At 67.4% G+C, this 24,069-nt stretch carries 21 protein-coding genes, 3 tRNA genes and 1 other RNA gene; 14 read left to right on the plus strand and 11 right to left on the minus strand.

Features of this window, described 5'->3' with window-relative positions; translation table 11 throughout:
• Nucleotides 1–42 precede the first annotated feature (42 nt).
• The 3 genes from ACWEWT_RS35820 to ACWEWT_RS35830 form a co-directional block, all read right to left on the minus strand.
• Nucleotides 43–118: transfer RNA gene (locus tag ACWEWT_RS35820), tRNA-Arg, on the minus strand.
• A 36-nt stretch (nt 119–154) separates the two neighbouring features.
• Nucleotides 155–244: transfer RNA gene (locus tag ACWEWT_RS35825), tRNA-Ser, on the minus strand.
• A 92-nt stretch (nt 245–336) separates the two neighbouring features.
• Nucleotides 337–1,077 carry a dienelactone hydrolase family protein gene (locus tag ACWEWT_RS35830; RefSeq protein ID WP_452565344.1) on the minus strand — a complete coding sequence of 247 codons (741 nt, stop codon included), beginning with the start codon at nt 1,075–1,077 and terminating at the stop codon, nt 337–339.
• Between the two features lie 94 nt (nt 1,078–1,171).
• On the opposite strand from ACWEWT_RS35830, the gene hisC reads away from it, so the two are divergent.
• Nucleotides 1,172–2,254: a histidinol-phosphate transaminase gene (gene hisC, locus ACWEWT_RS35835; RefSeq protein WP_452565345.1), complete on the plus strand. Its 1,083-nt coding sequence runs from the start codon at nt 1,172–1,174 to the stop codon at nt 2,252–2,254.
• Nucleotides 2,255–2,263: 9 nt separating this feature from the next.
• Here hisC and ACWEWT_RS35840 read toward each other — a convergent pair whose 3' ends face one another.
• The gene (locus tag ACWEWT_RS35840; protein ID WP_452565346.1) at nt 2,264–3,328 is read right to left on the minus strand and encodes an alpha/beta hydrolase; all 1,065 of its coding nucleotides are present in this window, start codon (nt 3,326–3,328) and stop codon (nt 2,264–2,266) included.
• A gap of 293 nt (nt 3,329–3,621) precedes the next feature.
• Here ACWEWT_RS35840 and ACWEWT_RS35845 point away from each other — a divergent pair, with 293 nt between their 5' ends.
• From ACWEWT_RS35845 to ACWEWT_RS35855, 3 genes are read left to right on the plus strand one after another with little or no spacing between them, the layout of a single operon-like run.
• Nucleotides 3,622–4,755 carry a DNA cytosine methyltransferase gene (locus ACWEWT_RS35845; RefSeq protein WP_452565347.1) on the plus strand — a complete coding sequence of 378 codons (1,134 nt, stop codon included), beginning with the start codon at nt 3,622–3,624 and terminating at the stop codon, nt 4,753–4,755.
• Complete coding sequence (locus ACWEWT_RS35850; RefSeq protein ID WP_452565348.1) at nt 4,752–5,213, plus strand: very short patch repair endonuclease; 462 nt, start codon at nt 4,752–4,754, stop codon at nt 5,211–5,213. Before ACWEWT_RS35845 ends, ACWEWT_RS35850 begins: the two co-directional genes overlap by 4 nt.
• A 27-nt stretch (nt 5,214–5,240) precedes the next feature.
• Nucleotides 5,241–5,960, plus strand: a complete 720-nt coding sequence (locus tag ACWEWT_RS35855; protein WP_452565349.1) for a maleylpyruvate isomerase family mycothiol-dependent enzyme — start codon at nt 5,241–5,243, stop codon at nt 5,958–5,960.
• A 74-nt stretch (nt 5,961–6,034) separates the two neighbouring features.
• Here ACWEWT_RS35855 and ACWEWT_RS35860 read toward each other — a convergent pair whose 3' ends face one another.
• Entirely contained in the window at nt 6,035–8,422 is a 2,388-nt protein-coding gene (locus ACWEWT_RS35860; RefSeq protein WP_452565350.1) for an MMPL family transporter, read from the minus strand.
• 253 nt (nt 8,423–8,675) lie between these two features.
• Here ACWEWT_RS35860 and ACWEWT_RS35865 point away from each other — a divergent pair, with 253 nt between their 5' ends.
• From ACWEWT_RS35865 to tgt, 5 genes are all read left to right on the plus strand, one after another.
• Complete coding sequence (locus ACWEWT_RS35865) at nt 8,676–9,266, plus strand: TetR/AcrR family transcriptional regulator (protein ID WP_452565351.1); 591 nt, start codon at nt 8,676–8,678, stop codon at nt 9,264–9,266.
• Between the two features lie 47 nt (nt 9,267–9,313).
• Nucleotides 9,314–9,847: an RrF2 family transcriptional regulator gene (locus tag ACWEWT_RS35870; protein WP_452565352.1), complete on the plus strand. Its 534-nt coding sequence runs from the start codon at nt 9,314–9,316 to the stop codon at nt 9,845–9,847.
• A complete protein-coding gene (locus tag ACWEWT_RS35875) occupies nt 9,841–11,574 on the plus strand; it encodes an ABC transporter ATP-binding protein (RefSeq protein WP_452565353.1) in 1,734 nt (577 codons plus the stop codon). Before ACWEWT_RS35870 ends, ACWEWT_RS35875 begins: the two co-directional genes overlap by 7 nt.
• Before the next feature lie 133 nt (nt 11,575–11,707).
• The gene (locus ACWEWT_RS35880) at nt 11,708–13,618 is read left to right on the plus strand and encodes an ABC transporter ATP-binding protein (RefSeq protein WP_452565354.1); all 1,911 of its coding nucleotides are present in this window, start codon (nt 11,708–11,710) and stop codon (nt 13,616–13,618) included.
• A 126-nt stretch (nt 13,619–13,744) separates the two neighbouring features.
• A complete protein-coding gene (tgt, locus tag ACWEWT_RS35885) occupies nt 13,745–14,998 on the plus strand; it encodes a tRNA guanosine(34) transglycosylase Tgt (RefSeq protein ID WP_452565355.1) in 1,254 nt (417 codons plus the stop codon).
• 51 nt (nt 14,999–15,049) lie between these two features.
• On the opposite strand, the gene ACWEWT_RS35890 is transcribed toward tgt, so the two are convergent.
• Nucleotides 15,050–15,823, minus strand: coding sequence for a queuosine precursor transporter (locus ACWEWT_RS35890; protein WP_452565356.1), 774 nt, complete (start codon nt 15,821–15,823; stop codon nt 15,050–15,052).
• A 37-nt stretch (nt 15,824–15,860) separates the two neighbouring features.
• On the opposite strand from ACWEWT_RS35890, the gene ACWEWT_RS35895 reads away from it, so the two are divergent.
• The gene (locus tag ACWEWT_RS35895; RefSeq protein WP_452565357.1) at nt 15,861–16,385 is read left to right on the plus strand and encodes a DUF4190 domain-containing protein; all 525 of its coding nucleotides are present in this window, start codon (nt 15,861–15,863) and stop codon (nt 16,383–16,385) included.
• A 15-nt stretch (nt 16,386–16,400) separates the two neighbouring features.
• On the opposite strand, the gene ACWEWT_RS35900 is transcribed toward ACWEWT_RS35895, so the two are convergent.
• The 3 genes from ACWEWT_RS35900 to ACWEWT_RS35910 are packed head-to-tail and all read right to left on the minus strand — an operon-like array spanning nt 16,401 to nt 18,661.
• Complete coding sequence (locus ACWEWT_RS35900) at nt 16,401–17,129, minus strand: RDD family protein (RefSeq protein WP_452565358.1); 729 nt, start codon at nt 17,127–17,129, stop codon at nt 16,401–16,403.
• 45 nt (nt 17,130–17,174) lie between these two features.
• Nucleotides 17,175–18,104: a tRNA glutamyl-Q(34) synthetase GluQRS gene (gluQRS, locus tag ACWEWT_RS35905; RefSeq protein ID WP_452565359.1), complete on the minus strand. Its 930-nt coding sequence runs from the start codon at nt 18,102–18,104 to the stop codon at nt 17,175–17,177.
• A gap of 5 nt (nt 18,105–18,109) precedes the next feature.
• Complete coding sequence (locus tag ACWEWT_RS35910) at nt 18,110–18,661, minus strand: DUF309 domain-containing protein (protein ID WP_452565360.1); 552 nt, start codon at nt 18,659–18,661, stop codon at nt 18,110–18,112.
• Nucleotides 18,662–19,050: 389 nt separating this feature from the next.
• On the opposite strand from ACWEWT_RS35910, the gene ACWEWT_RS35915 reads away from it, so the two are divergent.
• The gene (locus tag ACWEWT_RS35915; protein WP_452565361.1) at nt 19,051–19,308 is read left to right on the plus strand and encodes a DUF397 domain-containing protein; all 258 of its coding nucleotides are present in this window, start codon (nt 19,051–19,053) and stop codon (nt 19,306–19,308) included.
• Nucleotides 19,309–19,614: 306 nt separating this feature from the next.
• Entirely contained in the window at nt 19,615–20,958 is a 1,344-nt protein-coding gene (locus ACWEWT_RS35920; protein WP_452565362.1) for a wax ester/triacylglycerol synthase domain-containing protein, read from the plus strand.
• Between the two features lie 21 nt (nt 20,959–20,979).
• Here the strand turns inward: ACWEWT_RS35920 and ACWEWT_RS35925 are convergent, their stop codons facing one another.
• Nucleotides 20,980–21,717, minus strand: a complete 738-nt coding sequence (locus ACWEWT_RS35925) for a hypothetical protein (protein ID WP_452565363.1) — start codon at nt 21,715–21,717, stop codon at nt 20,980–20,982.
• A gap of 155 nt (nt 21,718–21,872) precedes the next feature.
• Between ACWEWT_RS35925 and ACWEWT_RS35930 the strand changes: the two genes are divergently transcribed.
• Nucleotides 21,873–21,958, plus strand: a tRNA-Ser gene (locus ACWEWT_RS35930).
• Nucleotides 21,959–22,023: 65 nt separating this feature from the next.
• Here the strand turns inward: ACWEWT_RS35930 and ACWEWT_RS35935 are convergent.
• Entirely contained in the window at nt 22,024–23,076 is a 1,053-nt protein-coding gene (locus tag ACWEWT_RS35935; RefSeq protein WP_452565364.1) for a hypothetical protein, read from the minus strand.
• Between the two features lie 143 nt (nt 23,077–23,219).
• Here ACWEWT_RS35935 and ffs point away from each other — a divergent pair.
• Nucleotides 23,220–23,314, plus strand: an RNA gene (ffs, locus tag ACWEWT_RS35940) — signal recognition particle sRNA small type.
• Nucleotides 23,315–24,069 lie beyond the last annotated feature (755 nt).

Below are 24,069 nucleotides of genomic sequence, written 5' to 3' on the forward strand. Positions count from 1 at the left end.
TCCTTGTCCCGGAGCATATGAGCTGGTCAGCCACCATAAACTTGGTGCGCCCGAAGGGATTCGAACCCCTAACCTTCTGATCCGTAGTCAGATGCTCTATCCGTTGAGCTACGGGCGCATACGCGTATTCAGTTGTCGCCCGGTTTCCCGGGCGTGGCGGAGGCGAGAGGATTTGAACCTCCGGTCCCCGTGAAGGGACAACTCATTAGCAGTGAGTCCCATTCGGCCGCTCTGGCACGCCTCCTGGAGCCTTCTCTTCGAGGGCACCGGTCCTTTCGAACCGCCGAGCAAGAAGGCTACCCGAGCCTGTAGGAAAACTGCAAAACGGCTGGTTGATCAGCGTAGGTGGCTGTCGAACCAGTCGAAGATGCGGGTTCGGGAGTCCACCAGTTCGTCGGTGTAATCTTCGTCACCCGACCGGGTGTCGGCCCGGTGCAGCAGTCCGGGATAGGTGACCACGAGGCTGGCGACGGCGGCTCGGGCGGTGGCGTCGCGGAGCGAGTCGACGTCGTCGGCGGAGGTGCTGGGTTCGGCGCCGAACAGACCCAGCCACGGTGCCTGGAGGCGGGGGGCGGCGGTGATCAGTGCCTCGGCCTGGTCGGTGATGGGGGCGGTGATACCGGTGGCGCCGACACTCACCGCGGCGCCGACGGGGCGGTTGGTGGCCACCAGGAAGGTGGCCGTGCCGGCCGTATCGAAACCGAGTACACCGATACAGTCCGGGAAGACGCCACGGTGGGTGAGCCAGTCGAAGCAGGCGTCGAAATCTTCGAAGAGTTCGGCGCCGTACACCCCGGCCGGTGACGCGGTGGTGCGGTGGAAGAGGTTCGGTGCGACCACCAGCCAGCCCTCGCCCGCGAGGGCGCGCATGAACTCCAGCAATGATCCGGTGAACTCCCGGGACTCGTGCAACAGCACGATTCCGCCCCGGGCGAAACCTTCCGGTTCGATAACTGTGATGGGCACATGTTCGTCGGCTTTCGGGCTGATGGCAGCCCCTGTCGGCGCTCCGTCGTGTCCGTTCGCTTCCGGTTCGCCGCGCCGCAGCAGCGCGATATCGTCATAAGTGCCCGACATGTTCCCAGCGTAGGGCGATATTGCGGGGGTGGGGAGAATTAGCAGTTGAGCAGCCCGAACGTGGCTCGATCGAGACCGGAACTAAGCTCGTTACGTGACCGCGCACATTCGGCCGGACCTCGATTCCATTCCGGCGTACGTTCCCGGCCGCAGCCATCCCGGCGCGGTCAAGCTGGCGAGCAACGAGACCACCATCGGTCCGCTGCCCGCCGCGAGCAAAGCCATCGCCGAGGCGGTGGAACTGGCCAACCGTTATCCGGACAATCAGTCCGGCGAACTCCGGGCGGCGCTCGCGGAGTTCCTCGGCGTCGAGCCGGCGAATATCGCCGTCGGCTGCGGGAGCGTGGCGCTGTGCCAGGAGTTGGTCCAGATCACCTGCGCGGATCCGGCCGACGAGGTGCTCTACGCGTGGCGCTCGTTCGAGGCGTATCCGATCATCACCCAGGTCGGCAACGCGACCGCGGTGACCGTGCCGCTGACCGATCACGTGCACGATCTGGACGCGTTGGCCGCCGCGGTCACCGACCGGACCCGGCTGGTGTTCGTCTGCAATCCCAACAACCCGACCGGTACCGCGGTCGGCAGAGCCGAACTGGAGCGGTTCCTGGACCGGGTGCCCGGCAATGTCCTGGTCGCGCTGGACGAGGCGTACTACGAGTACCTGCGGATGACACCCGGTGATCACCCGGACGGGGTGGAGCTGGCCCGTAATCGGCCGAATGTGGTTGTCCTGCGTACCTTCTCGAAGGCATACGGGTTGGCCGGACTCCGGGTGGGGTACGCGGTCGGTGCCCCGGAGGTGATCGCGGCGCTGCTCAAGGTGCATATTCCGTTCAGCGTGAGCCGGGTCGCGCAGGCCGCGGCGATCGCCTCGCTGGAGGCCCGCCACGAACTGCTCGACCGCACCGGGGCGGTTGTCGCCGAACGCGAGCGGATGCGCACCGCGCTGCTGGCGGCGGGCTATGGGGTGCCGGCGAGCGAATCGAACTTCCTGTGGATAACCCTGGGCGCGGCGACCGTCGATTTCGCTGAGGCGAGCGCGGCGGCCGGGGTGATCATCCGGCCCTTCGCCGGTGAGGGCGTGCGGGTGACCGCGGGGGATCCGCACGAGAACGACCTGTTCCTGGATTTCGCGACCGATCCGGGCACCGCGGCACGATTCGCCGGCGGCGAGTGATCCCGCGGATCAGTCGATATCCAGCCCGCCGGCGATAGTGGGCCAGGAGGTGACCAGTTCGTCGGCCCAGTACGGCCACGAATGGGTTCCGTCCGGGCGGAAGTGGGCGGTGTAGTCGATCCCGAGAGTGTCGAGGCGCTGGGCCAGGCGGCGGGTGCAGAAATCGGTGGCGGCCTCCAGCGGGCCGCCCATCACCACGCTGGTGGGGGTCTCCGGGTTGTCCAGGGTGTCGTGGATACCGGGACGGCCACTGCCCACCGACAGGTACAGCGCCTTACCGCGTAGCGCGGCGGCGTGCAGGGTCACATCGTGGGCCAGCCAGGCCGGATCCTCGGGGGCGCCGAACATGTTCTCCGGATCGCCCTTGTAGGTCGAGACCACGACGCGGGCCTGCGCCTGGCCGAGGTCGGTCCCGGTCGAGAAACATCCGCTGTGCGCGCCGACGGCCGAGTACAGGTCGGGTCTGCGGATGGCGAGCATCATCGCCGCCTCGGCGCCCATGGAGGTGCCGATCACGGCGTTGCGGCCGTTACCCGAGAACTGGGCGTCCAGCAGTGGGGGCAGTTCCTCGGTGAGGAAGGTTTCCCATTTGTTGACGCCGAGCACCGGGTCGGGGCGTTGCCAGTCGGTGTAGAAGCTGGCGGGCCCGCCGACGGTGAACACCACATTGACCGGTTTGTCGGCGAAGAACTGGGCGGCGTTGCCGCGGTCGAGCCAGTTGTTGCTGTCGGGTTGGGTGCTGCGGCCGTCGAGCATGTAGACGGTGGGACGCGGGGCGCTGCGATCCGCGGGGAGCAGCACGAGAACCTGGACTGTGCGATGCATGGCCGGTGAGTCCACGAACACCCGCAGCAGGCGTTCGTTCACGGGCTGGACACCGATGATCGCGGCATGCGGGGCGGGGACGGGTTCGGCTTTCTCCACCGGCCCGGGGTCCTCGGCGGAACCGGTATCGGGCCGCGCGGGTGCGGTGTGTAACGGGCCGGGATCGGCGGCCGCGGCGCCGGGCAGGATCGCACCGGACAGGGCGAAAGCGCCCGACACCACGGTGGCCAGACCGACACGAAACCTCATGGCGCTCATCCTGCCAGAACCGCAGGCTCGGTCCGCGGACCTGAATGCACCACTGAGAAGTGTCTTGACCAGCGGTTTCTATGCCTTTGTCGCTGAATGACTCTCGTTCGGCGGTGTTCGACTCGCGGTGCGGGACCGGAATGCCGCGGTGTTATTTCTCACCCGCGCCGGCAACATCCGGTTTCCGTCCGTGTGGGCGGGCGTCGTGACCTGTGAGGTCGGTGGAATACGCGGAGTAATCTCCCTTCGGGAGCCGGACCGGATGGAGAGAGGACCTCGTGACGGGCGCGCGGATGGTTGGGCTTTTCGCCGGGATCGGAGGGCTGGAACTCGGGTTGGCGTCGCACGGCTGGCATTCGACGCTGCTCTGTGAGATCGACCCCGGCGCGCGGGCGGTACTGGCGGCACGGTTTCCCGACGCCGAACTGCACACCGATATCACCCGGCTGCGCGCGCTTCCACCGGATACCGAACTGGTCGCGGCGGGTTTTCCGTGCCAGGACCTGTCGCAGGCGGGCCGGACCGCGGGTATCACCGGCACCCGGTCGAGCCTGGTCGATCATGTGTTCCGGTTGGTCCGGCGGAAACGTGGCCCGCGCTGGCTGCTGATCGAGAATGTCCCCTTCATGCTGCAACTCGGCCGGGGCGCGGCAATGCGGCATATCACCGCGGCGCTCGACGAACTCGGCTACACCTGGGCCTATCGGGTGGTGGACGCCCGGGCTTTCGGGTTGCCGCAGCGCCGTAACCGGGTGCTCATGCTGGCCTCACGTACCGAGGATCCGCGGACGGTGTTGTTCGCCGACGATGCCGGCCCGCGTCTGCTCGGGTCCACCGAACACGACCCGTGCGGGTTCTACTGGACCGAAGGGGTGCGCGGGCTGGGCTGGGTGGTCAATGCCGTCCCGACGCTCAAGGGCGGGTCGGGGCTGGGGATAGCCAGTCCGCCGGCGGTCCGGTTGCCGTCGGGGGAGATTGTCACGCCGGGGATCACCGATGGCGAGCGGCTCCAGGGCTTCGCCGCGGGGTGGACCGAACCGGCGCTGAGCACGCCCGGGTTCCGGCCGGGGCAGCGCTGGAAACTGGTGGGCAATGCGGTGAGTGTGCGGATGGCGGCGTGGGTGGGATCGCGGTTGGGTGAACCGGCCGAACCGATACCGGGCCATATCCCGCTACCACCGGGTAGTCCGTGGCCGGGCGCGGCGTGGGGGCGCGCGGGGGCCGCGTACGAGGTACCGATTTCGCCCTGGCCCGTGCACAGACCCTACGAGGACCTGCGGTTCTTCCTCGGCGACACTCAATTGCTCTCGGCGCGGGCGACCGCCGGTTTCCTGCGCCGTACCGGGATGGGATCACTGCGGTTCCCGGCCGGTTTCCTCGACGATGTGCAGGCCCATCTGGATCGGATGGGCGGCTGGGCGGCATGACCGGCGAGCCTCCGGTACCGAGTTCCCGGCGACCGTCCACCGATCCGGCGACCAGCGCGCGGATGTCGCGGCAGCGGCGTGCGCACACCGCCCCGGAGCTGGCCCTGCGCCGCGAACTGCATCGGCGCGGGCTGCGCTATTTCGTGGACCGCGCGCCCCTGCGCGGACAGCGCCGCCGCGCGGATCTCGTTTTCCCGCGGCGGCGGATCGCGGTGTACGTCGACGGCTGTTTCTGGCATCGGTGCCCCGAACACGCCACCGATCCGAAGAACAACGCCGCGTGGTGGGCGGAGAAACTGGCCGGCAATGTCGCCCGGGACCGGGCCACCGATTCCGCGTTGCGGGCGGCGGGCTGGCAGGTCGTCCGGATCTGGGAACACGAGGACCCGGTACTGGCCGCCGACCGGGTGCAGTCGGTCCTGGACGCCGGGCAAGGGCCGGAAACCACTGGGACGTAGCCGTATCGCGGACGTAGGGTCGAGTTCGTGCCCAGCGATTTCATCGAACTGCTCACCGCACGGATGCAGGCGGTAAACGACGCCACCCGCGAACTCCTCGCCACCGTCGACACTGTGGACGCGGCGGCCGTCGCCGCCGCCTCGGCGCTGCCGGGCTGGACTCGCGGTCATGTCCTGACCCATCTGTCCCGCAATGCCGACAGCCTGGTCAACCTGCTGCTCTGGGCGCATACCGGAGTGGAGACACCGCAGTACGCCAGTGCGGCCCTGCGGGATTCCGATATCGCGGCGGGTGCCCCGCGCTCACCGGCCGAACAGCGGGCAGATCTGGTGGAGTCGGCCGACCGGCTGTCCGGGATGGCGGGGCTGCTCACCGCCGAACAGTGGCGGGTGGAGGTCCGCACCAGACAGGGCACCCCGATCGAGGCCACCCGGATTCCGTGGATGCGGCTGCAGGAGGTGCTGATCCATCATGTGGATCTGGACGCCGGTTACACCCCCGCGCGGTGGCCCGCCGATTTCGTGGCGGAACTGCTCGCCGAGGCCGCGGTCGATCTGGGTGGGCGTCCGGGGGTGCGGCCGTTCGGGATCGAGGCGACCGATTCCGGTTTCACGGCGATCATCGGGGCGGGTGAGCCCGAACAGGTGGTAGCGGGGCCGGCCGCGGCACTGCTGGCCTGGTTGCTCGGCCGCGGGGCGGACGAAGCGCTGACGCGCCCGCTGCCGGACCTGCCCGCCTGGCGCTGAGATCGGCCCGGGACCGGGACGAGAACGGCCGGCGTCCGAGGGGGACGCCGGCCGTTCGTTCGGTTGGTGCCGGATCAGACTCCGGCGGTTTCGGATTCGACCGCGGGGGCCTTCGAACGCTGCTGGAGTTCGCGCAGCTTCGTCCCCTCCACATCGATATCCGGCAGGATCCGGTCCAGCCAGGCCGGCATCCACCAGGCCCATTTGCCCAGCAGCGCCAGCAGCGACGGGATCAGCACCATCCGGACCAGGAAGGCGTCGAAGAACACGCCCGCTGCCAGGGCGAAGCCCATGGACTTGGAGGTGATGTCCGGCGAGAGCATGAAGCCGCCGAATACCGAGATCATGATGATCGCGGCGGCGCTGACCACGCGGGCACCGTGGTGGTATCCGCTGACCATCGCCTCCTTCGGATCCTTGCCGTGCACGTATTCCTCGCGCATCCGGGTCACCAGGAAGACCTGGTAATCCATGGCCAGACCGAACACCAGCCCGATCAGCACGATGGGCAGGAAGCTGATGATCGGATGGGTGTCCTTCACCAGGCCAAAGGCGCCCTCCTGGAAGATCAGCACCGTGACGCCGAAGGTCGCGGCCATGGACAGCAGGAAGCCCAGTGCGGCGGTGAGCGGTACCAGAACGGACCGGAACACCAGCAGCAGCAGGACGAACGCGGCCGCGGCGACGATCGCCAGATACGGGATGATGCTGGCCAGCAGGACATGGTTGACGTCGGCGTAGATGGCGGTCTGACCGGTGACGCCGTACTCCATGCCGTACTGCGCTTTCAGCGCGGCCTCGGCATCGCGGGCGTGCTCGACCAGATCCTGGGTTTCGGCGCTGTTCGGTCCGGAATCGGGCACCACCTGGAACAGTGCGGCCTGTCCGTCCTCGCTGGGTTGCGCGATACTCAGGTAGTCGACGCCCTCGTAGCCCGCCAGTTCGTCGCGCAGCGCGGTCAACGCGGCGTCGCGCTGATCCTGCGGGGTCTCCGAGAGATCGACCGCCACCACGAGCGCGCCGTTCTTGCCCTCGCCGAAGCCTTCGGTCTGCAGTTCGTAGGCCTTACGCACCGACGAGTCCTCGGGCATGCTGTCACCGCCGGGCAGGCCCAGGTTCAGCTGGGTGGCCGGGGCGGCGAGCGCGCCCAGCACGATGGCGCTGACCACCAGTGTCAACACCGGAACCCGGGCGATGAGCCGGGCGAAGCGCATCCCGTTGGTGACCGAATCGTCGTCCTCGGGGTCGTGCTTGGCCACCAGCGGCAGTTTCGGTTTGAACAGGAAACGGCCGAGCGCGCCGAGCAGCGCGGGCATCAGGGTGATGGCGGCGAGTACCGCGAACCCGGCCGCGATGGCCCCGCCGATCCCCATCATGGTGAGGAAGCCGATCCCGACCACCGACAGGCCGAGCAGTGCGATCACGACGGTGAGACCGGCGAACACCACGGCCGAACCGGCGGTGCCGACCGCGACACCCGCGGCCTCCTCCGGTGAATCCTGTACCACCAGTTCGTGTTTGTAGCGGGAGACGATGAACAGCGCGTAGTCGATCGAGAGCGCCAGACCGATCATGGAGGCCAGTATCGGGGTGAAGGTCGGGACCTCGGTCAGCGAGGTGCCGGTCAGGATGAGTGCGCCCGCGCAGGCCACACCGACGATTCCGGTGACGATCGGGACGAACGCCGCCACGATCGCGCCGAAGGCGATGATCATGACCACCAGCGCGACCCCGATACCGATCAGCTCGGCCTGGCCGGATTCGGCCTGGGTCTGTGCGATGGCGCCGGTGAGTTCCACCGTGAGCCCGGCATTGCGGGCCTCCTGGGCGATCGCCTCGGCGGCCTGCCGGTTCTCCTCGGTGATATCGGAGAAGGTCGGCATCGTGAACTTCACGTCGAGCACGGCGACCGATTCCGGATTGTTCTCGTTGAGCACGTTCAGCGGGGCGCCGCCGCACAGCCCTTTGAATTCCGGCGAGCTCTGCCCGTCGAGGCAGTTCGGTTCCGGTGTCGGCGGAGCGGAGCCGGGGGCGAGTTCGGCCGCGGCTTGTGCCTGCTCCTTCGCGGCTTCCTGGCTGGCCGGCATCATCGAGGTGGTCGTGACCGGGTTGACGGCCGGCTCGGTGTGGTCGACGATGTCCAGTTCGTTCAGCCGCTGGACCAGCGCGTCGAGGGCGGCCATATTCGGCTCGTCGGTGAGTTTGCCGTTCTGGGCCGCGACCACGTAGGTGCCGTTGATGGCGTCGATGCTGAACATCGAGGCCAGCTGCGGCATATGTTCCTCGAGAATCGCGGTGGCCCGCTCCGACGGTAGTCCCGGCATCTCGAAGCTGTCCTGGAACGGTTTGGACAGCGAGGCCGCGGCCCCACCGAGCAGTACCAGGATGAGTGCCCAGATGGGCAGCACTATCCATTTCCGGCGGAAAGCGAACTTTCCCCATCTGTACAGGAATACGGACACGAGGGATTTCTCCTAGCGAGGCCGGGGCAGTTTGGTCATATGCGCTGTGACGAACGAACGGCCGACGTCGCTATCGCGGACCGGGGCTGCTCGGGCGCTCTCGCGTGCCCGGAGCCGGTGTATCCGCCTACACGGTGGACGTCAGATGTATCTACCGTACGGTAGGTAGGCTACCGGTAGGTTAAGTGGAGAACCAATCTCTACTTCCGGTGCCGAGCGGACCCGTCACCGGGAGAACGAGAAGGGGCCGAGCATGGCGAATCGCAGAACTGGCGAACACGTTACCGCAGGTCGAGACACCAAGCGGGCTATCCTGGACGCCGCCGTGCCCCTGTTCGTGGCCAAGGGTTTCGAGGAGACGAGCCTGCGCGAGATCGCGGATGCGGTCGGAATCACAAAGCCGTCGCTCTACTATCACTACGCCTCGAAGCTCGAACTGCTCGTGGCGATCGTCAATCCGCTCCTCGACGATCTGCGCGCGCTCGCCGAGGAAGTGGAGCGGATCGACCCCGGCACCGAAGCCCGCCGGACCGTGCTCCAGACCTATATCCGGACCATGATCCGGCACCGCGACGCGGGCGAGATGATGTTGCGCAACGCCGTCCCCATCATCAATGCGCTGGCCGACCAGTACCCGGTGATCGTCGACGCCAACAAAGCACTGCGGAACTGGCTCGCCGGACCCGACCCGGACGCGGTCCGGCTGCTACGGGCGAGCGCGGCCATGGAAATCCTGGCCGTCGCGCTGATTTCGAACGAGATAGTCCAGGACACGGGCGATGATGTGGTGGAGGCGACGTTGCTGGACGCGGCGATCGCGGCTCTGCAACCCGACGCCGACTAGGTTTGTCGGGTCATCGTGCCCGGGCACAGCGAAAGGTCAGGTCAGTCGTGCACATCACCGCCAAGGTGGATCATGCCGTGCGGACACTGCTCGAGATCACGGCATCCGATCAGGCTGTCGCGGTGAAGGCGGAATCCATCGCGGCGGCCCAGCAGATCCCGCCCAAAGTGCTCGAGAGCGTACTGGCCGAATTGCGCCGGGCCGGGCTGGTGACCAGCCGGCGCGGTCCCGACGGCGGTTACCGGCTGGCCCGCCCGGCGGCCGATATCTCGATCGCCGACATCATCCGCGCGCTCGAGGGCCCACTCGCCTCGGTACGCGGACTCCGGCCCGAGGATGTGCAGTACACGGGCGTTGCCGAACCACTGCAACAGGTGTGGATCGCGCTGCGGGTGAACCTGCGCGCCGTACTGGAGAACGTGACCCTGGCCGATATGGCGACGAACGGGCTCCCAGAATTCATCGGGACGCTGACCAGCGATCCCGGCGCCTGGGCCCGGCGGGAGCCGCACCTCCCGGGCCCGGGAAAAATCACGGGGCGCCCCACCGGCTCGGACGGTAGCGTTCGGTCATCATGTTGATCCGACTGCTCCGTGGTTTCCTCGGCCCGTACCGGAAACAGCTGACCGGGATCGTGGTACTCCAGCTGATCTCGGTGATCGCGATGCTGTACCTGCCGAGCCTGAACGCCGACCTCATCGACGAGGGCGTCACCAAGGGCGATATCGGCTACATCTGGACGGCCGGGCTGCGCATGCTGCTGGTGTCCGGTGTGCAGATCATCGCCTCCGCGTCCTCGGTGTTCCTGGCCGCGCAGGCCGCCATGAGCGCGGGCCGGGACCTGCGCGGGGCCCTGCTGCACCGGGTGGGTACCTTCTCGGCCCGCGAGGTCGGGATGTACGGCGCGCCCTCGCTGATCACCCGCAACACCAACGATGTCCAGCAGGTCCAGTTGCTCATCGTCATGGCCGCGACCGTGGCGGTGATGGCGCCGATCATGTGTGTCGGCGGCATCGTGATGGCCCTGCGCGAGGATTTCGGGCTGTCCTGGCTGCTGCTGATCGCGGTACCGGCCCTGGCACTGAGTATGGGCCTCATCATCGCCCGGATGGTCCCCGCCTTCCGGCAGATGCAGACCAGGCTCGACGAGGTCAACCGGGTGCTGCGCGAGCAGATCACCGGTATCCGCGTGGTCCGCGCGTTCGTCCGCGAACCGCTGGAGACCTGGCGGTTCGGGGTGGCCAACACCGATCTCACCGATATCTCGCTGCGGGTCGGCCGGTTGATGGCGCTGATGTTCCCGACAGTCATGCTGATCAGCAACGTGACCTCGGTGGCGGTGATCTGGTTCGGTGGTAAGGCCATCGACGCGGGCGAGATGCAGATCGGTTCGCTGACCGCGCTGCTCTCCTACATCATGCAGATCCTGATGGCCGTCATGATGGCCTCGTTCCTGGCCATGATGGCACCGCGCGCGGCGGTCTCGGCCGACCGGATCTCCTCGGTACTCGATACCGAATCGTCGGTCCGTTCACCGGACCAGCCGAAACCGTTCCACAGCGACCCCGCCGAGGTGCGCGTGCGCGATGCCGCGTTCAGCTTCCCGGGTGCGGAGAAACCGGTGCTGTGCCGGATCGATTTCGCGGTGCGGCCCGGCGAGACCACGGCCGTCGTGGGCTCCACCGGTTCCGGTAAGACCACCCTGCTGAACCTGATCCCGCGCCTCATGGACGTCACCGAAGGGTCGGTCGAGATCGGCGGCACCGATATCCGTGACCTCGAACTGGCCGAATTGCGGTCACAGATCGGCCTGGTACCGCAGAAGGCATACCTGTTCTCGGGCACGGTGGCGAGCAACCTGCGCTACGGCGATCCGGACGCTACGGACGAACAACTCTGGCGCTGCCTCGAGATCGCCCAGGCCGCCGATTTCGTCCGGGCCATGCCGCAGGGCCTCGAGACGCCGGTCGCGCAGGGCGGGACGACGGTTTCGGGCGGTCAACGGCAGCGGCTCGCCATCGCGCGGGCGCTGGTCCGGCAACCTCGGATCTACCTGTTCGACGATTCCTTCTCCGCCTTGGATGTGGCCACCGATGCCCGGTTGCGCGCGGCGCTGCGCCCGGCGACCCGGGACGCGGCGGTGATCATCGTGGCCCAGCGGATCACCACCATTCGCGACGCCGATCAGATCGTGGTCCTCGAAGACGGTGAGATGGCGGGGATCGGCACGCACGAGGAACTACTGCGCGATTGCGCGGAGTACCAGGAGATCGTCGAGTCCCAGCTGAGTGTGGAGGAAGCCCGATGAGGCGATCCCTCCGCCTTCGCTACGGCCTCCGCCGGACCGCATGTACTCGCATACAGGGAGGCGCCTTCGGGCGGTTCCGCCACCTCGGCTGCGATCTTCGCGGGTCGCGTGTATTCGTTTCGGAGGAGGTTCGATGAGGCCGGGTACGCCTACGGGAGCGCCGGATGCCAAACCGAAATCCTTCAAGCCGTCGTTGAAACGGCTGGTGGGACGGCTGGCCCCGGAGCGGGTGCTGGTGGGCGTGATCATCGGGCTGGGCATCGTGTCGGTGGTGCTGAACATCGCGGGTCCGTACCTGCTCGGCCAGGCCACGAACCTCATCTTCGACGGTGTGGTCGGCCGGCAACTGCCCGCGGACAAGAGCAAAGCGGAGGCGATCGACTGGCTGCGCGCCCAGGGCCAGGACACCATGGCCGACATGCTGTCCGGGATGAATGTCGTACCCGGTGCCGGTATCGACTTCGACCAGGTCGGCCGGGTGCTGACCATAGTGCTCGTGCTCTACCTGGGCGCGGCCCTGTTCGGCTGGTTGCAGGCCTTCCTGCTCAACGATGTGATCAACCGCGTCATCAAGCGGCTGCGTTCCGATGTCGAGGACAAGATCCACCGGCTGCCGCTGAGCTATTTCGATTCCGCGCCCCGCGGGGATGTGCTCAGCCGGGTCACCAACGATGTGGACAATGTGTCGCAGAGCCTGCAGCAGACGATGAGCCAGTTGCTCATCTCGGTGCTGTCGGTGATCGGCATTCTCGGGATGATGTTCTGGATCTCCTGGCTGCTGGCCTTGGTCGCGCTGCTGACGGTGCCCGCGGTGATCGTGGTGACCGCGCAGATCGCCAAACGGTCCAAACCGCATTTCGTCGACCAGTGGAAGTACACCGGTCTGGTGAACGCCCAGGTCGAGGAGGCCTACACCGGGCACGAGGTCGTCACCGCGTTCGGCCGTAGCAAACAGGTCGGCGCCGAGTTCGACGAGCGCAACGATCATCTGTTCGAATCCAGTTTCAAGGCCCAGTTCATCTCCGGGCTGATCATGCCCTCGTCGATGTTCCTCGGGAACGTGAACTATGTGCTGGTCGCGCTGATCGGCGGGCTGCGGGTGGCCTCGGGCCAGCTGTCGCTGGGTGAGGTGCAGGCGTTCATCCAGTACTCACGGCAGTTCAGCCAGCCGCTGACCCAGATCGGCGCGATGGCCAACCTGTTGCAGTCGGGCGTCGCCTCGGCGGAGCGGATCTTCGAGATCCTCGACGCCCCCGAACAGAGCTCGGATCCGGCGAAGGAGATTGTCCGCCCGCCCGAACGCGGCCGGGTCGAATTCGCCGATGTGTCCTTCCGGTACGAACCGGAGACGCCGATCATCGAGCATCTCTCGCTGGTCGCCGAACCGGGGCATGTGGTCGCGATCGTCGGACCGACCGGTGCGGGCAAGACGACCCTGGTGAACCTGCTGCTGCGGTTCTACGAACTCGACTCCGGCGCCATCACCATCGACGGTATCGATATCACCGCGCTGAGCCGGGAACAGCTGCGTTCGCGGATCGGGATGGTGCTACAGGACACCTGGCTTTTCAAGGGCACCATCCGGGAGAACATCTCCTACGGCGATCCGAGCGCGAGCGACGACGATATCCTCGCCGCCGCGCGCGCTGCCTACGTGGACCGCTTCGTGCACGCGCTGCCGGACGGCTACGACACGGTGATCGACGAAGAAGGAACCGGCGTCAGTGCCGGTGAGAAACAGCTGATCACCATCGCCCGCGCCTTCCTGTCCAAACCGGCGATCCTGGTGCTGGACGAAGCCACGAGCTCGGTCGATACCCGCACCGAACTGCTGGTCCAGCAGGCCACCGCGGAACTGCGCCGCGACCGCACGAGCTTCGTCATCGCGCACCGGTTGTCGACTATCCGCGACGCCGACCTGATCGTGGTGATGGAGGCGGGCCGGATCGTGGAGACCGGAACACACGAGAATCTCCTCGAGCAGCAGGGCGCGTACTACCGCCTCTACAACGCGCAGTTCGCGGCGGCCGCGGTCGAAGCCTGAACCGGCCCGAGCGAGTCGGGCCCGGAGGAGGTGGTGCGATACCTCCGCCTGCGCTCCGGTCTCCGCGTCGGTTGGTGTGCCGATCGCGGGGCCCTCGCTCATGCCCGATGGATACTGCCTGAGAGGATGTCGGCCGTGTCGGATGGCGTCGGTTTCTCGTTCAGTGTCGGTACCCGCCTCGAGGGGCGGCACGGCCGCACCGGTGTGCTGCGGACCCCGCACGGAACCGTCGCGACCCCCGCGTTCGTCCCGGTGGGGACCAAGGCGACCGTGAAGGCGGTCCTCCCGGAGGCGATGAAGGAGTTGGGGGCGCAGGCGCTACTGGCCAACGCCTACCACCTGTACCTGCAGCCCGGCCCGGATATCGTCGACGAGGCCGGTGGCCTGGCGGCCTTCATGAACTGGCCCGGTCCGACCTTCACCGACAGCGGCGGTTTCCAGGTGATGTCGCTGGGTGTGGGGTTCAAGAAGGTCCTGGCCATGGAGACCGTCGATGTGCGCAGCGACGACGTCATCGCCAAGGGTAAGGAGCGCCTGGCCACCGTGGACGACGACGGAGTGACCTTCCGATCGCATCTGAACGGGTCGAGGCACCGTTTCACACCTGAGGTCTCGATGGGTATCCAGCATCAGCTGGGCGCCGACATCATGTTCGCGTTCGACGAACTCACCACCTTGATGAACACGCGCGGCTACCAGGAGAAATCGGTTCAGCGCACGCACGCGTGGGCACAGCGGTGCATCGATGAGCACGAGCGGCTGACCGCCGAGCGCGCGCACCGGCCGTACCAGGCGTTGTTCGCCGTCGTCCAGGGCGCGCAGTACGAAGATCTGCGGCGCAAAGCTTCCCGGGAGCTGGCCGAGATCCGAGGTGCGGGGGGCACCGGTTTCGACGGGTACGGAATCGGCGGTGCGCTGGAGAAACACGCGCTCGGCACGATCGTCGGCTGGTGCTGCGACGAACTACCGGAGGACAAGCCCCGGCATATGCTCGGGATCAGCGAACCCGAGGATATGTTCGCCGCGATCGAGGCGGGCGCGGACACCTTCGACTGCGTGAACCCGTCCCGGGTGGGGCGCAACGGCGGGATCTATGTGGAGGCCGGCCGGTTCAATATCGACACCCTCCGGTTCAAACGGGATTTCACCCCGATCGACGAGACCTGCGACTGCTACACCTGCGCGAACTACACCCGCGCCTATATCCACCACCTGTTCAAGGCCAAGGAGATGCTGGCCTCGACACTGTGCACGATCCACAACGAACGGTTCACCATCCGGCTGGTGGACCGTATCCGGGCCAGTATCGACGGTGGGTACTTCGACGAGTTCCGTGCCGAGGCGCTCGGGCGCTGGCAAGGCAGGATCAAAACCCCCTGAGCGTGGGTCATCCGTTGTCCCCGGCACGGAGACCGAGGACAACGGTCCCGGTCAGGAGCGCAGCGGGGCGGCCGTGCTCGGTGCGTAGGTCGGTTCGTGTTTCTTCAGCCACGCGATCACCCGGTAGGTCACCGGCATGACCAGGATCTCGCACAGGGTCTTCCACAGGAACCCGACGATCACATAGTTGAAGAACTGGCCCCAGCTGTCGATCCCGATCGCTGTCGCCGCGATCGAACAGAAGATGAGCGTATCGGCGAGTTCGCCGACCACCGTCGAGCCGATGAGCCGGGCCCACAGATACTTCTCCCGAGTCCGTTCCTTGATCAGTACGAGGGTCGCGGAGTTGAGCAGCTGGCCGACCACATAACCGGCGAGTCCGGCCAGCACCAGTTGCGGTGTGGTGCCGATGACGGTCCGGAAGGCATCCTGGTTCTCGTAGAACACTGCCGCGGGCAATCGGATCGCTACGGCGAAACAGATAACGGTGAGCAGCAGTGCGGCGAAACCATAGAAGACAGCGTGCCGGGTGGCACGGAATCCGTAGACCTCGCTGAGGACGTCACCGATGATGTAGGCGAGGGGGAACAGGAAGAACGCGGCATCGGTGGTTATCGGCAGGATCTCCAGTGGTCCGAGGGTCAGCGAACTGCCGGAGAAGAACTGCACCCCCTTGGTCGCGCAGATGTTGGAGATGATCAGTGTTGCGGTGAACAGTGCGACGATCGGTGTGTAGTACCCCCGCGCCACCGGTGCGAACGCCGCATGTGCGGGCGCGGGGTGTCCAGACCGGCCGGGTAAGGGGGTTTCTATCGAATCTTCCACCCGACTATCAAATCAAACTCTCGAATAGGCTGTACTCATGACGAATCCCGGTGAATCCGACGAGTGGTGGAAACAGTACGGGGGGTCGGGCGTCTCATCGGACCCCGCTGCCGCGCAGCACCCGTCCGGACCGTCCAGCTATCCGTCGGCACCGCAGTACCCTTCCACTCCGGCAGCCGGTCCCACACCGCCGCCCGCGCAACCGTCCTACGGGACTCCGCCCCCGGCCACTCCCTACCCGGCGACACCGCCCCATTCGCCCTACGGCGCGGCAGGAGCCGGCTATCCGGCGAACTACCAGCCCTACGGCTACCCGGCCAATCGCGGTACCAACGGCCTGGCCATCGCCTCACTGGTCACGTCGCTGGCCGGTTTCGTGACCTGTGGTGCCACCTCGATCGTCGGGATCATCCTCGGCGCGATCTCGCTCAACCAGATCAAGGACAGCGGTCAGGAGGGGCGCGGGATGGCGCTCGCCGGGATCTGGATCGGGGTGGGTCTCATCGTGCTGGGGCTGCTCTGGTTCGTGGTGATGATCGTCGCGGGTGTCGCCGGCGCCTGACCCGGCCGGCGGGGCTCAGGCTGTGACGACCTGGGTGCCGCCCGCGAGTTTGTCGTGCCAGCCCTGCCTGTTCGGGTTCTTGTCCAGGGTCGCGGCCATGTAGAGCATGAGAGCGGCCCCGCCCACCCAGCCCAGGCAGGGCACGATCAGAACCGCCAGATAGATATTGCGTTTCAGCGAGACGAGCGGGGGGACGGTAGGCGCCCCGTCCGGTGCCACGACCTTGAGGCCGAGGATCTTCTTGCCCAGGGTGGCGCCGGTCTTCCACTCCATCAGTACGTAGTACACGAGGGTGACCGCGAAGATGATCGCGTAGCTGACCGAAGGTCCGGTGAGGCCGGTCAGATTCGGCATGAGTACGAAATTCAGCAGCAGCGCGAGCGGGAGCGCGATGATGAGGTTGTCGATCAGCCGGGCGGCGAAACGCGGCCACAGATTGCCCGGTACACCGAACGTGGGCTGGTACTGCCCGTACTGCTGACCCCCGTACTGCGCCTGCGGGAATACCGTCTGCTGGTAGCGGGGGGCCGGCTCGGCGGCGGGTGGGGCCTGCTGCTGCCCGTAGGGCTGTGCCGGTACACCCTGCTGGTGGTAGGGCTGGGCCTGCGGAGCGTACGGATCGGGCTGCGGGGGGTACTGCTCCTGCTGCGGAATGTACTGCCCGGGCGGCGGATACTGCGGGGGCTGCCCGTACGGCTGCCCGCCCTGGGGGTGGTTGCTGGGGTCGTACCCGCCACTGGTCATCTCGCCTGCCTGAACTCGAATCCGAAGACCTGGTCGCAGGCCAGGTTACGGATAGCGGCCCGAGACCACCAAGCTGCCGGGATCGAGCACCCAGGGTTCGCGGGGGAGCCGGTCGGGGTCGAAACCGGCGAGCAGTTCACCGGGGCCGCGGCCCGTGCGGCCGAGCGAGCCGGCCAGGAGTCCCACCACCTGCTCCACGGTGTCGCCGTGGGCCAGCCGATCGGCCAGGGTGACCGCGCCGTCGCGTTTGGCGAGCCGCTTGCCCTCGGTATTGAGTACCAGCGGAACATGCGCGTATTCGGGCACCGGGAGATCGAGCAGGGTGGCCAGGTAGGCCTGCCGGGGAGTGGACGGGAGCAGATCGTCACCGCGAACCACCTGGTCCACCCCGTGTTCGGCATCGTCGACCACGACCGTCAGGTTGTAGGCGGGGATTCCGTCGCCGCGGCGCAGTACCAGATCGTCGACCGGACCCCGGTACCGGCCGTGCAGGCGATCGGTGATCTCGAAATCCGTACGAGTCGAACGCAATCGCAGGGCCGCGGGTCTCCCGGCGGCGCGGCGTCGCGCGCGTTCGGCGGGGGTGAGTTCGCGGCAGGTGCCGGGATAGGCGCCCTGCGGTCCGTGTGGTGCGGCGGCGGCCTGCTGAATTTCCCTTCTGGTGCAGAAACATTCGTAGGTCAGTCCGGCGTCGGTGAGCCGCTCCACCGCCGCGGCGTAGTGGCCGAGGCGGTCGGTTTGACGGGTCACCGGCCCGTCCCAGTCCAGACCGATGGCGGCGAGGTCGGCGAGTTGGCGTTGCTCGGCGCCGGGGCGTACCCGGTCCAGGTCGTCGACGCGCAGCACGAACCGGCGCCCGCTGCCGCGGGCGAAGAGCCAGGCCAGCAGCGCGGTGCGCAGATTGCCCAGGTGCAGGTCTCCCGACGGGCTGGGCGCGTACCGGCCGGCCGGGGACGTGGAAGGTGTCGGCGGCATCCGGCTCATGGTAGGCCGCGGCGCAGCCGGGGCATGAGTGCGGACACGGCGATCTCCGGTGGCTCGGTTCGCGCGCCGTCGTCGGTATCCGATCCGGATCCGGCCGGTCCGGTGAGCTCGGCCAGCAGGGTTTCGGCATGGGCGATCAGACCGGGGCCGTCGAGGTCGTAGGGGAGTTCGTCCGCCGTGTATCCGGCGGCGGCCGGATCGAAGGTCCGCAGCCGCTGCACGGCGCGTACGAGCAGCGTGCGCGCGCCTTTGGGGTTACCGCGTTGGATATGGGTGAGGCCGACTGCGTACTGCGCGAGACCTTGCCATAACATGCGTTCGGCGTTCGGGCCGTTCTTCCAGACCGACTCCAGTACTTCGTGCGCGTTGAAGGCGAGCCCCTGGTCCAGCAGTTGCTGGGCGTAGGTGAGGGCTTCGGCGGGTTCGAGGTCCAGGTCGTCGGGTATTCGCGGTACGCCGGGTTCGCCCGGCGGCAGCGGGCGCCCCAGTCGGTCCCGGGGCCTGGCGTTGGCGGCTCGCCCCAGCTCGTCTCGATCGCGTTCGGGCATGACGTCATCATCCCGCCGCGGCACGATCGCCGTTGCGGTAGGGGTATTGACAAAAGTTTTAGAGGCGATCACATAACAATCACTTTCGGCTATTAGTGAGCGTGCGCGTTTTTTGAGCAAAATCGTCCTTATAAGTCTGCAATTACGCAGCAATAGGGCATCTTAGCAGGATTGGCAAAAGCGTTGTCCCAGTTGGCAAGATAGCGGCAAATCCGGTGTGAACCTGCTATTGTTCCGGGTGCGGGGTCCCCTTACTAGGGGTTTTGGTCACCGCGTCAGATGTGTTCGCGGAAGTGCGAGTCCGATCCTGGCAATCCGGATATTTGCTCGCTACTGCGCGTGCATCGGTGTATTCGGTGTCCTCACCGGATACCAGCTAGTCAGGAACTATGCAGGAATCGAATATCATTATCGACGCAGCGAAGGAGTGCAGTGCCGTGAAGGTGGATATGACGGGTGCTGTGTGGCGGAAGAGTTCATACAGCGGCCCGGACGGGAACTGCGTGGAGGTCGCATTTCTCGTAGACGGCAACGTGGCGGTCCGTGATACGAAGGATCACGGACGCGGGCCGGTCCTGGCCTTTGCGCCGGGCGACTGGGCCGAGTTCCTGTCCGGAGTGTCGGCGGGAGATGTCCGCGGCGCCTGACGGTTTTCCCGATATCAGGCAAGGTGGCCCCGGGTCGGTTCGGCCCGGGGCCTTTGCCTGTGCGAGCAATCGCGACACCACGCGTTCCTTCGCCTCCGCTCCGGCCGTGCGCGCTCTACGTTCCTTCGCCTCCGCTCCGGCCGTGCGCGCTCTGCGTTCCTTCGCCTCCGCTCCGGCCGTGCGCGCTCTGCGTACCTCCGCCTCCGCTCCGGCCGCGTGCGTCCTGCGTGCCGCGGCGTTTGCTGCGGCCGGGTGCGCGCACACTGCGGATGAGTTCGGCTCGGCAGCATCCATTAGGGTCGGCCGGTGATCCCGCTGGCACCACCGGACGCGACCATGTACTGGCTGTCGCGGCGAACCCGCAACGACCAGTTCCTCCTCTACTGCTTCGCGGAATCCGATTGGGAAACCGAACGCCTGCGCGACGCGATCGCGCAGCGGTGCGCCGTGATCCCCGAACTGTGCGTTCGATTGTCTGCCGACCCCACCGGCCTTTCGTATCCGGTATGGGCGCCGGCCGCGCCGCATCCCGGGCGGATCGTGACGCACCGGCTCGATCGGCCGGACTGGCCGGGCCTGCTCGAAGCCCTCGGCCCACTGCTGGGCACCGGGGTGGACGCGGCGGAATCGCCCTGGCGGTTGCATCTCTTCCGCGGTATCCGGGACAGTCCGGTATCCGATGCGCTGGTGACCGTGGTGGTCCTGCAGATATCGCACGCACTGGTGGACGGCCGTGGCGCGTCCCGGATCGCGCGTGCCCTGTTCACCGGCGACCCGGATCCCACGATCGCACCGGCCGCGCGGACCGTGCCGCGATCCCGGATCGCGCTGCGCGCGCTGCGCGGAGGCCTGGCGCTGCCGCCGGATATGGCGCGAACCTTACGACGCGGGCTCGCCGCCGGGCGGGCCCGGACCGAGCTCGCGGAGCTGACCGCGGCGGGAAAGGTCCCGCCGGCCGCGCCCGGATATCCGCCCGGTCCGCTCAATCTGCCGGACGAGATCGCGGGTCGTGTGGTGCGGATGCTGGTGTTCCCCGCGCGGGATTTCCGGCTGCCCGGCCGCAGCGTCACCGTGGTGGGCCTGACGGCCGTCTCCTTCGCACTGGAACGCTATCTGCGTGGCCGCGGTGACGAGGTCACCCGGATGGGTGCTCAAGTGCCGATGGCGGTACCGCCGCGGCCCGGCGTGCGCAACAACTACCGCAGCCTCGGCGTGGATCTGGCGATCGGGGAGAACGATCCGGTGCGGCGCGCCGCGGCGATCGCGGCGGATCTCGCCGCCCGGCGGATACGGGCGCGGCATCCACTCCTGGACGCGCAGGACGCGGTGACCGCGGTACTGCCGCCGGTGTTGCTGCGGCGGGACGTCCGGAACTATCCGATCGATACCGTTCCCGCGGAGATCACCGGTCAGACTGTGGTCTCCAGTGTGAACCGCGGTCCGGCGGATCTGATCTTCGGCGGGGCCCCCGTCCGCTTCACCGGCGGCTTCCCGGCTCTCGGCGCAGTGATGCATATCACCCACGGCATCCACGGTCTGGGTGAGACGGTCACGCTGTCGCTGCACGCCGATTCCGCGGTCCTACCCGATCCGGACGTTTATGCCGGTCACCTGCGGGCCGCACTGCGGGATATCCGGCGGGCCGGCTGAGCGGGTATACCGGGCGGTTCGTCAGTTCGGGTCGATCTCCAGCTCTTCGCGGGTGGCGCCGATGAGTTCGCGCTCGGCCGCGCGGACCTCGCCGAGCAGCTGGTTCTTGTGGTCGCGTGCCGCGCGGATCTCCTCGGCCGGGGCATCCTGCAGCTTCTTGCGCTGCAGCGTGAGCGCGGCCAGCAGTGCGTCGGAGAGCGTATCGGCCAGCCGCCGCCACTGCTTGTAGTGCTGATCCGAACCCACCAGGCGAAGCACATTGGCTCGTTCCGAACCGTCCTCGAGATCGTGGATCAGATCACCGATGAGCTCATCGGTCCACTCCTCGTCCCGGCGCAGTGCCTGACAGAGCCGGCCCGACATGCCCAGTGAATCGGCGATCGTGGCTACCACGGTGCCGCGGCGCCAGTTCTCACCGGCCTGCCCGAGGGCCACCGCATGCGCGGATTCCACCTGATGATGGGCGGCGTCGAGCTGCAGCCGGGTCGTATCGACCTGGCGTTTCGCACTGTCGTTCTGTTGCTGGGCCGCCGCGGCCAGCGTACGTTGAGCGCGCTCGTCGGCAGCGATGACCGCGTCCCGGTTCGTCCGGTTGTTGACCAGCACCGCGATCACGGCCACCCCGCCGAGGACGAGCGAACCGAGCAGCGGCAGCCACGACTGCCACCAAGCCGGGGAACTCTGAACGACTTCGATCACCTGGGGATCCACGGCGCCCATCATGGCACCGTCGGCGCGAGCAGGCGCGACGGCCGTCACAATTGGGTGATCAGCGCGGCAAACTGCTGGATATCTTGCAGGGTAACGGTATTCGTGCTATGAATCCTGCCCCGCCGCCGGTCCCGGGCCCGCTGCCGGACGGGGATGAGCGGGCGTTTTCACGATGCGGCGGGCCAGCAGGTATGCTGCTCGGCGGAGGATTCGCCTAGTGGCCTATGGCGCTCGCCTGGAACGCGGGTTGGGTTAACAGCCCTCGCGGGTTCGAATCCCGCATCCTCCGCAGCCGAATCCGCCGGTGGGTCCATCCCACCGGCGGATTCTGTACTCACGGCGGTCGGGCGGCCGCTATTTGCGTAGTTCGTCCAGGACTCTGCTCACCTGGTCCCGGCAGATCCGGTCCACCGTGGACCGGTCCACGGTGCCGTCATAGGTGATGTACAGATTCACCTTCACCGAGGCGTTACCGGCCTTGGCCGCGACCGTGTAGTCCAGGGTCTGGAAGGACGAGTAATCGGTGACCTGGGACGCGTAGTAGGCCTCGTCGCCCAGCCCGGTCACCGCACCGGAGGCGTAGTCGGTGCCGGTGGTCGCGGTATCGGATTTCTTCCAGTCGGCATAGCCGTAGGAGCCGTATTTGCTGTCGAAGGCGACGTCGAGGGCGAGGCGGGCACTGTTGGAATCGATGCCCTCGTTGTTCACCTGGCAATTGAGCGACCCGCCGCCGTAGCTCTCCGGGGCGTTCTCCTGATGGGACGTTTCGTCCAGGTCGGTGGCCCACTGGTCCAGGACCGAGGCATCGACGAGGTCGCAGGCGTTGGTGACGTTCTCCATGGTGTAGTCGCCGTCCACCGGGTCGGAGCCCGATTCGGAGTTCACCAGCGCGATACCCCCGATCCCGCAGATGAGCAGGATCACGAAAACCACGGCACCCACGATGATCAGTGCGGTTTTGTTGTTCGACCGCGACCGGGCGGCCGCGGCCGCCCCGTACCCGGTGGGACCGGGGAACGTGGGCTGCCCGGACGGCCAGGCGGGACCGGGAGGATAGGGCGGCTGTCCAGCCGCGTACTGCTGTCCGCTCGAATGATGCTGCTGGCCGCTCGAATACTGCTGTTGCCCGCCGGGGGGATATTGCTGACCGCTCGGGTACTGCTGCTGTTGCTGACCGCTGGAGTAGGGCTGTTGCCCGCTCGGGTACTGCTGCCGGCCGCTCGCGTACGGCGGTGCCGCATTCGGGTTCTGATCGCTCGGGAACTGCGCGGCCGCGTTCGGGTTCACCATCGTCGGATCCGCGCCCGCCCCGCCGCCCGGACCCGGTTCACCGGCCCCACCGCCCGGCGTCTCCCACCACTTCGTCTGTTCCGCGCGCTCGTGCTCCGGCGGATTGTCCTTGGTCATCCTCGCCATCCCCTCGTGTGGTGAGGGAATATCCCCCGCCGACTCAGAAGAATGGTAGCGAGCCGGGGACCCGCCGGTACCCGTCCTGGGGGAGCGTTACCGCCCCCTGCGGCGGGGGTTCGCGAGTAGCCGCTACACTGGCCGACGGATCCCGCGCGGCGCGCATCCTGTGAACTCCCCCAGGGCCGGAAGGCAGCAAGGGTCAACGGGCTCTGCCGGGTGCGCGGGGTCCCCTTAATTTCTTTCCTGTCCCATGCGATGTGCGGTCGGCTGTCCATGGTTCGGCGACCGTTGAGCACCTACAGTGACCTGAGCCCATCCAGGCCGGTCGGAGTGCGTCGCAGCGTAGATCTTCCACCTCGTCCCCGATTGTCGTTGGGGCCGTTCGGTTCCCGAGCGAGGCAGCGGCCGGCTCCGCGAGACCGGCCGTCGGAGATCTGTGACCGTCGAGTACCCGCGGTGCCGGGTGAGGCACCCCGCTCGATGCTCTCGTCGATCATCCGGGCAGCGCGGTTCGCGCGGCCGGACCGGTAGATCGCGCCGCGTTCGACCTGGAAGTAAGTCGTGAACGGCGACCTCGTCGTAGACCCCCGGCCCGCCGCAGTGCGCCGGACCGGCCGATGCACACCGCAGTGTCCGCTTTCCGGATGGCTGCCAAACTGGGCGGGCCCCTTCGTTCTGGTTCCCGAGCGCCCGCAGCGCCCGACCGCTTGCAACCCGCCGCCCGAAGGCCACCGACTGTCGCGCACTCGCAGTGACAGGTGAGCCCGACCCGTCCCACCCGAACCACCCCCAGCACCCACCTTCCACCCACCCCGGCCGGTCCACCTCAGCAGGCGGGGCCCGCCCCGGTTCTGGAGCGACAGAGCGAAGGAGCGCAGCGACTGAGCGCCGGAGTGAAGAACCGGGGTTGATAGGGCCCCGCCCCCGCCCCGCCGAAGGCGGGGCGGATAAACACAGCCCAACACCTCCCGGTCGCCCCGCCCGCCCGGG

The organism is Nocardia sp. NPDC003963 (genome assembly GCF_053605105.1).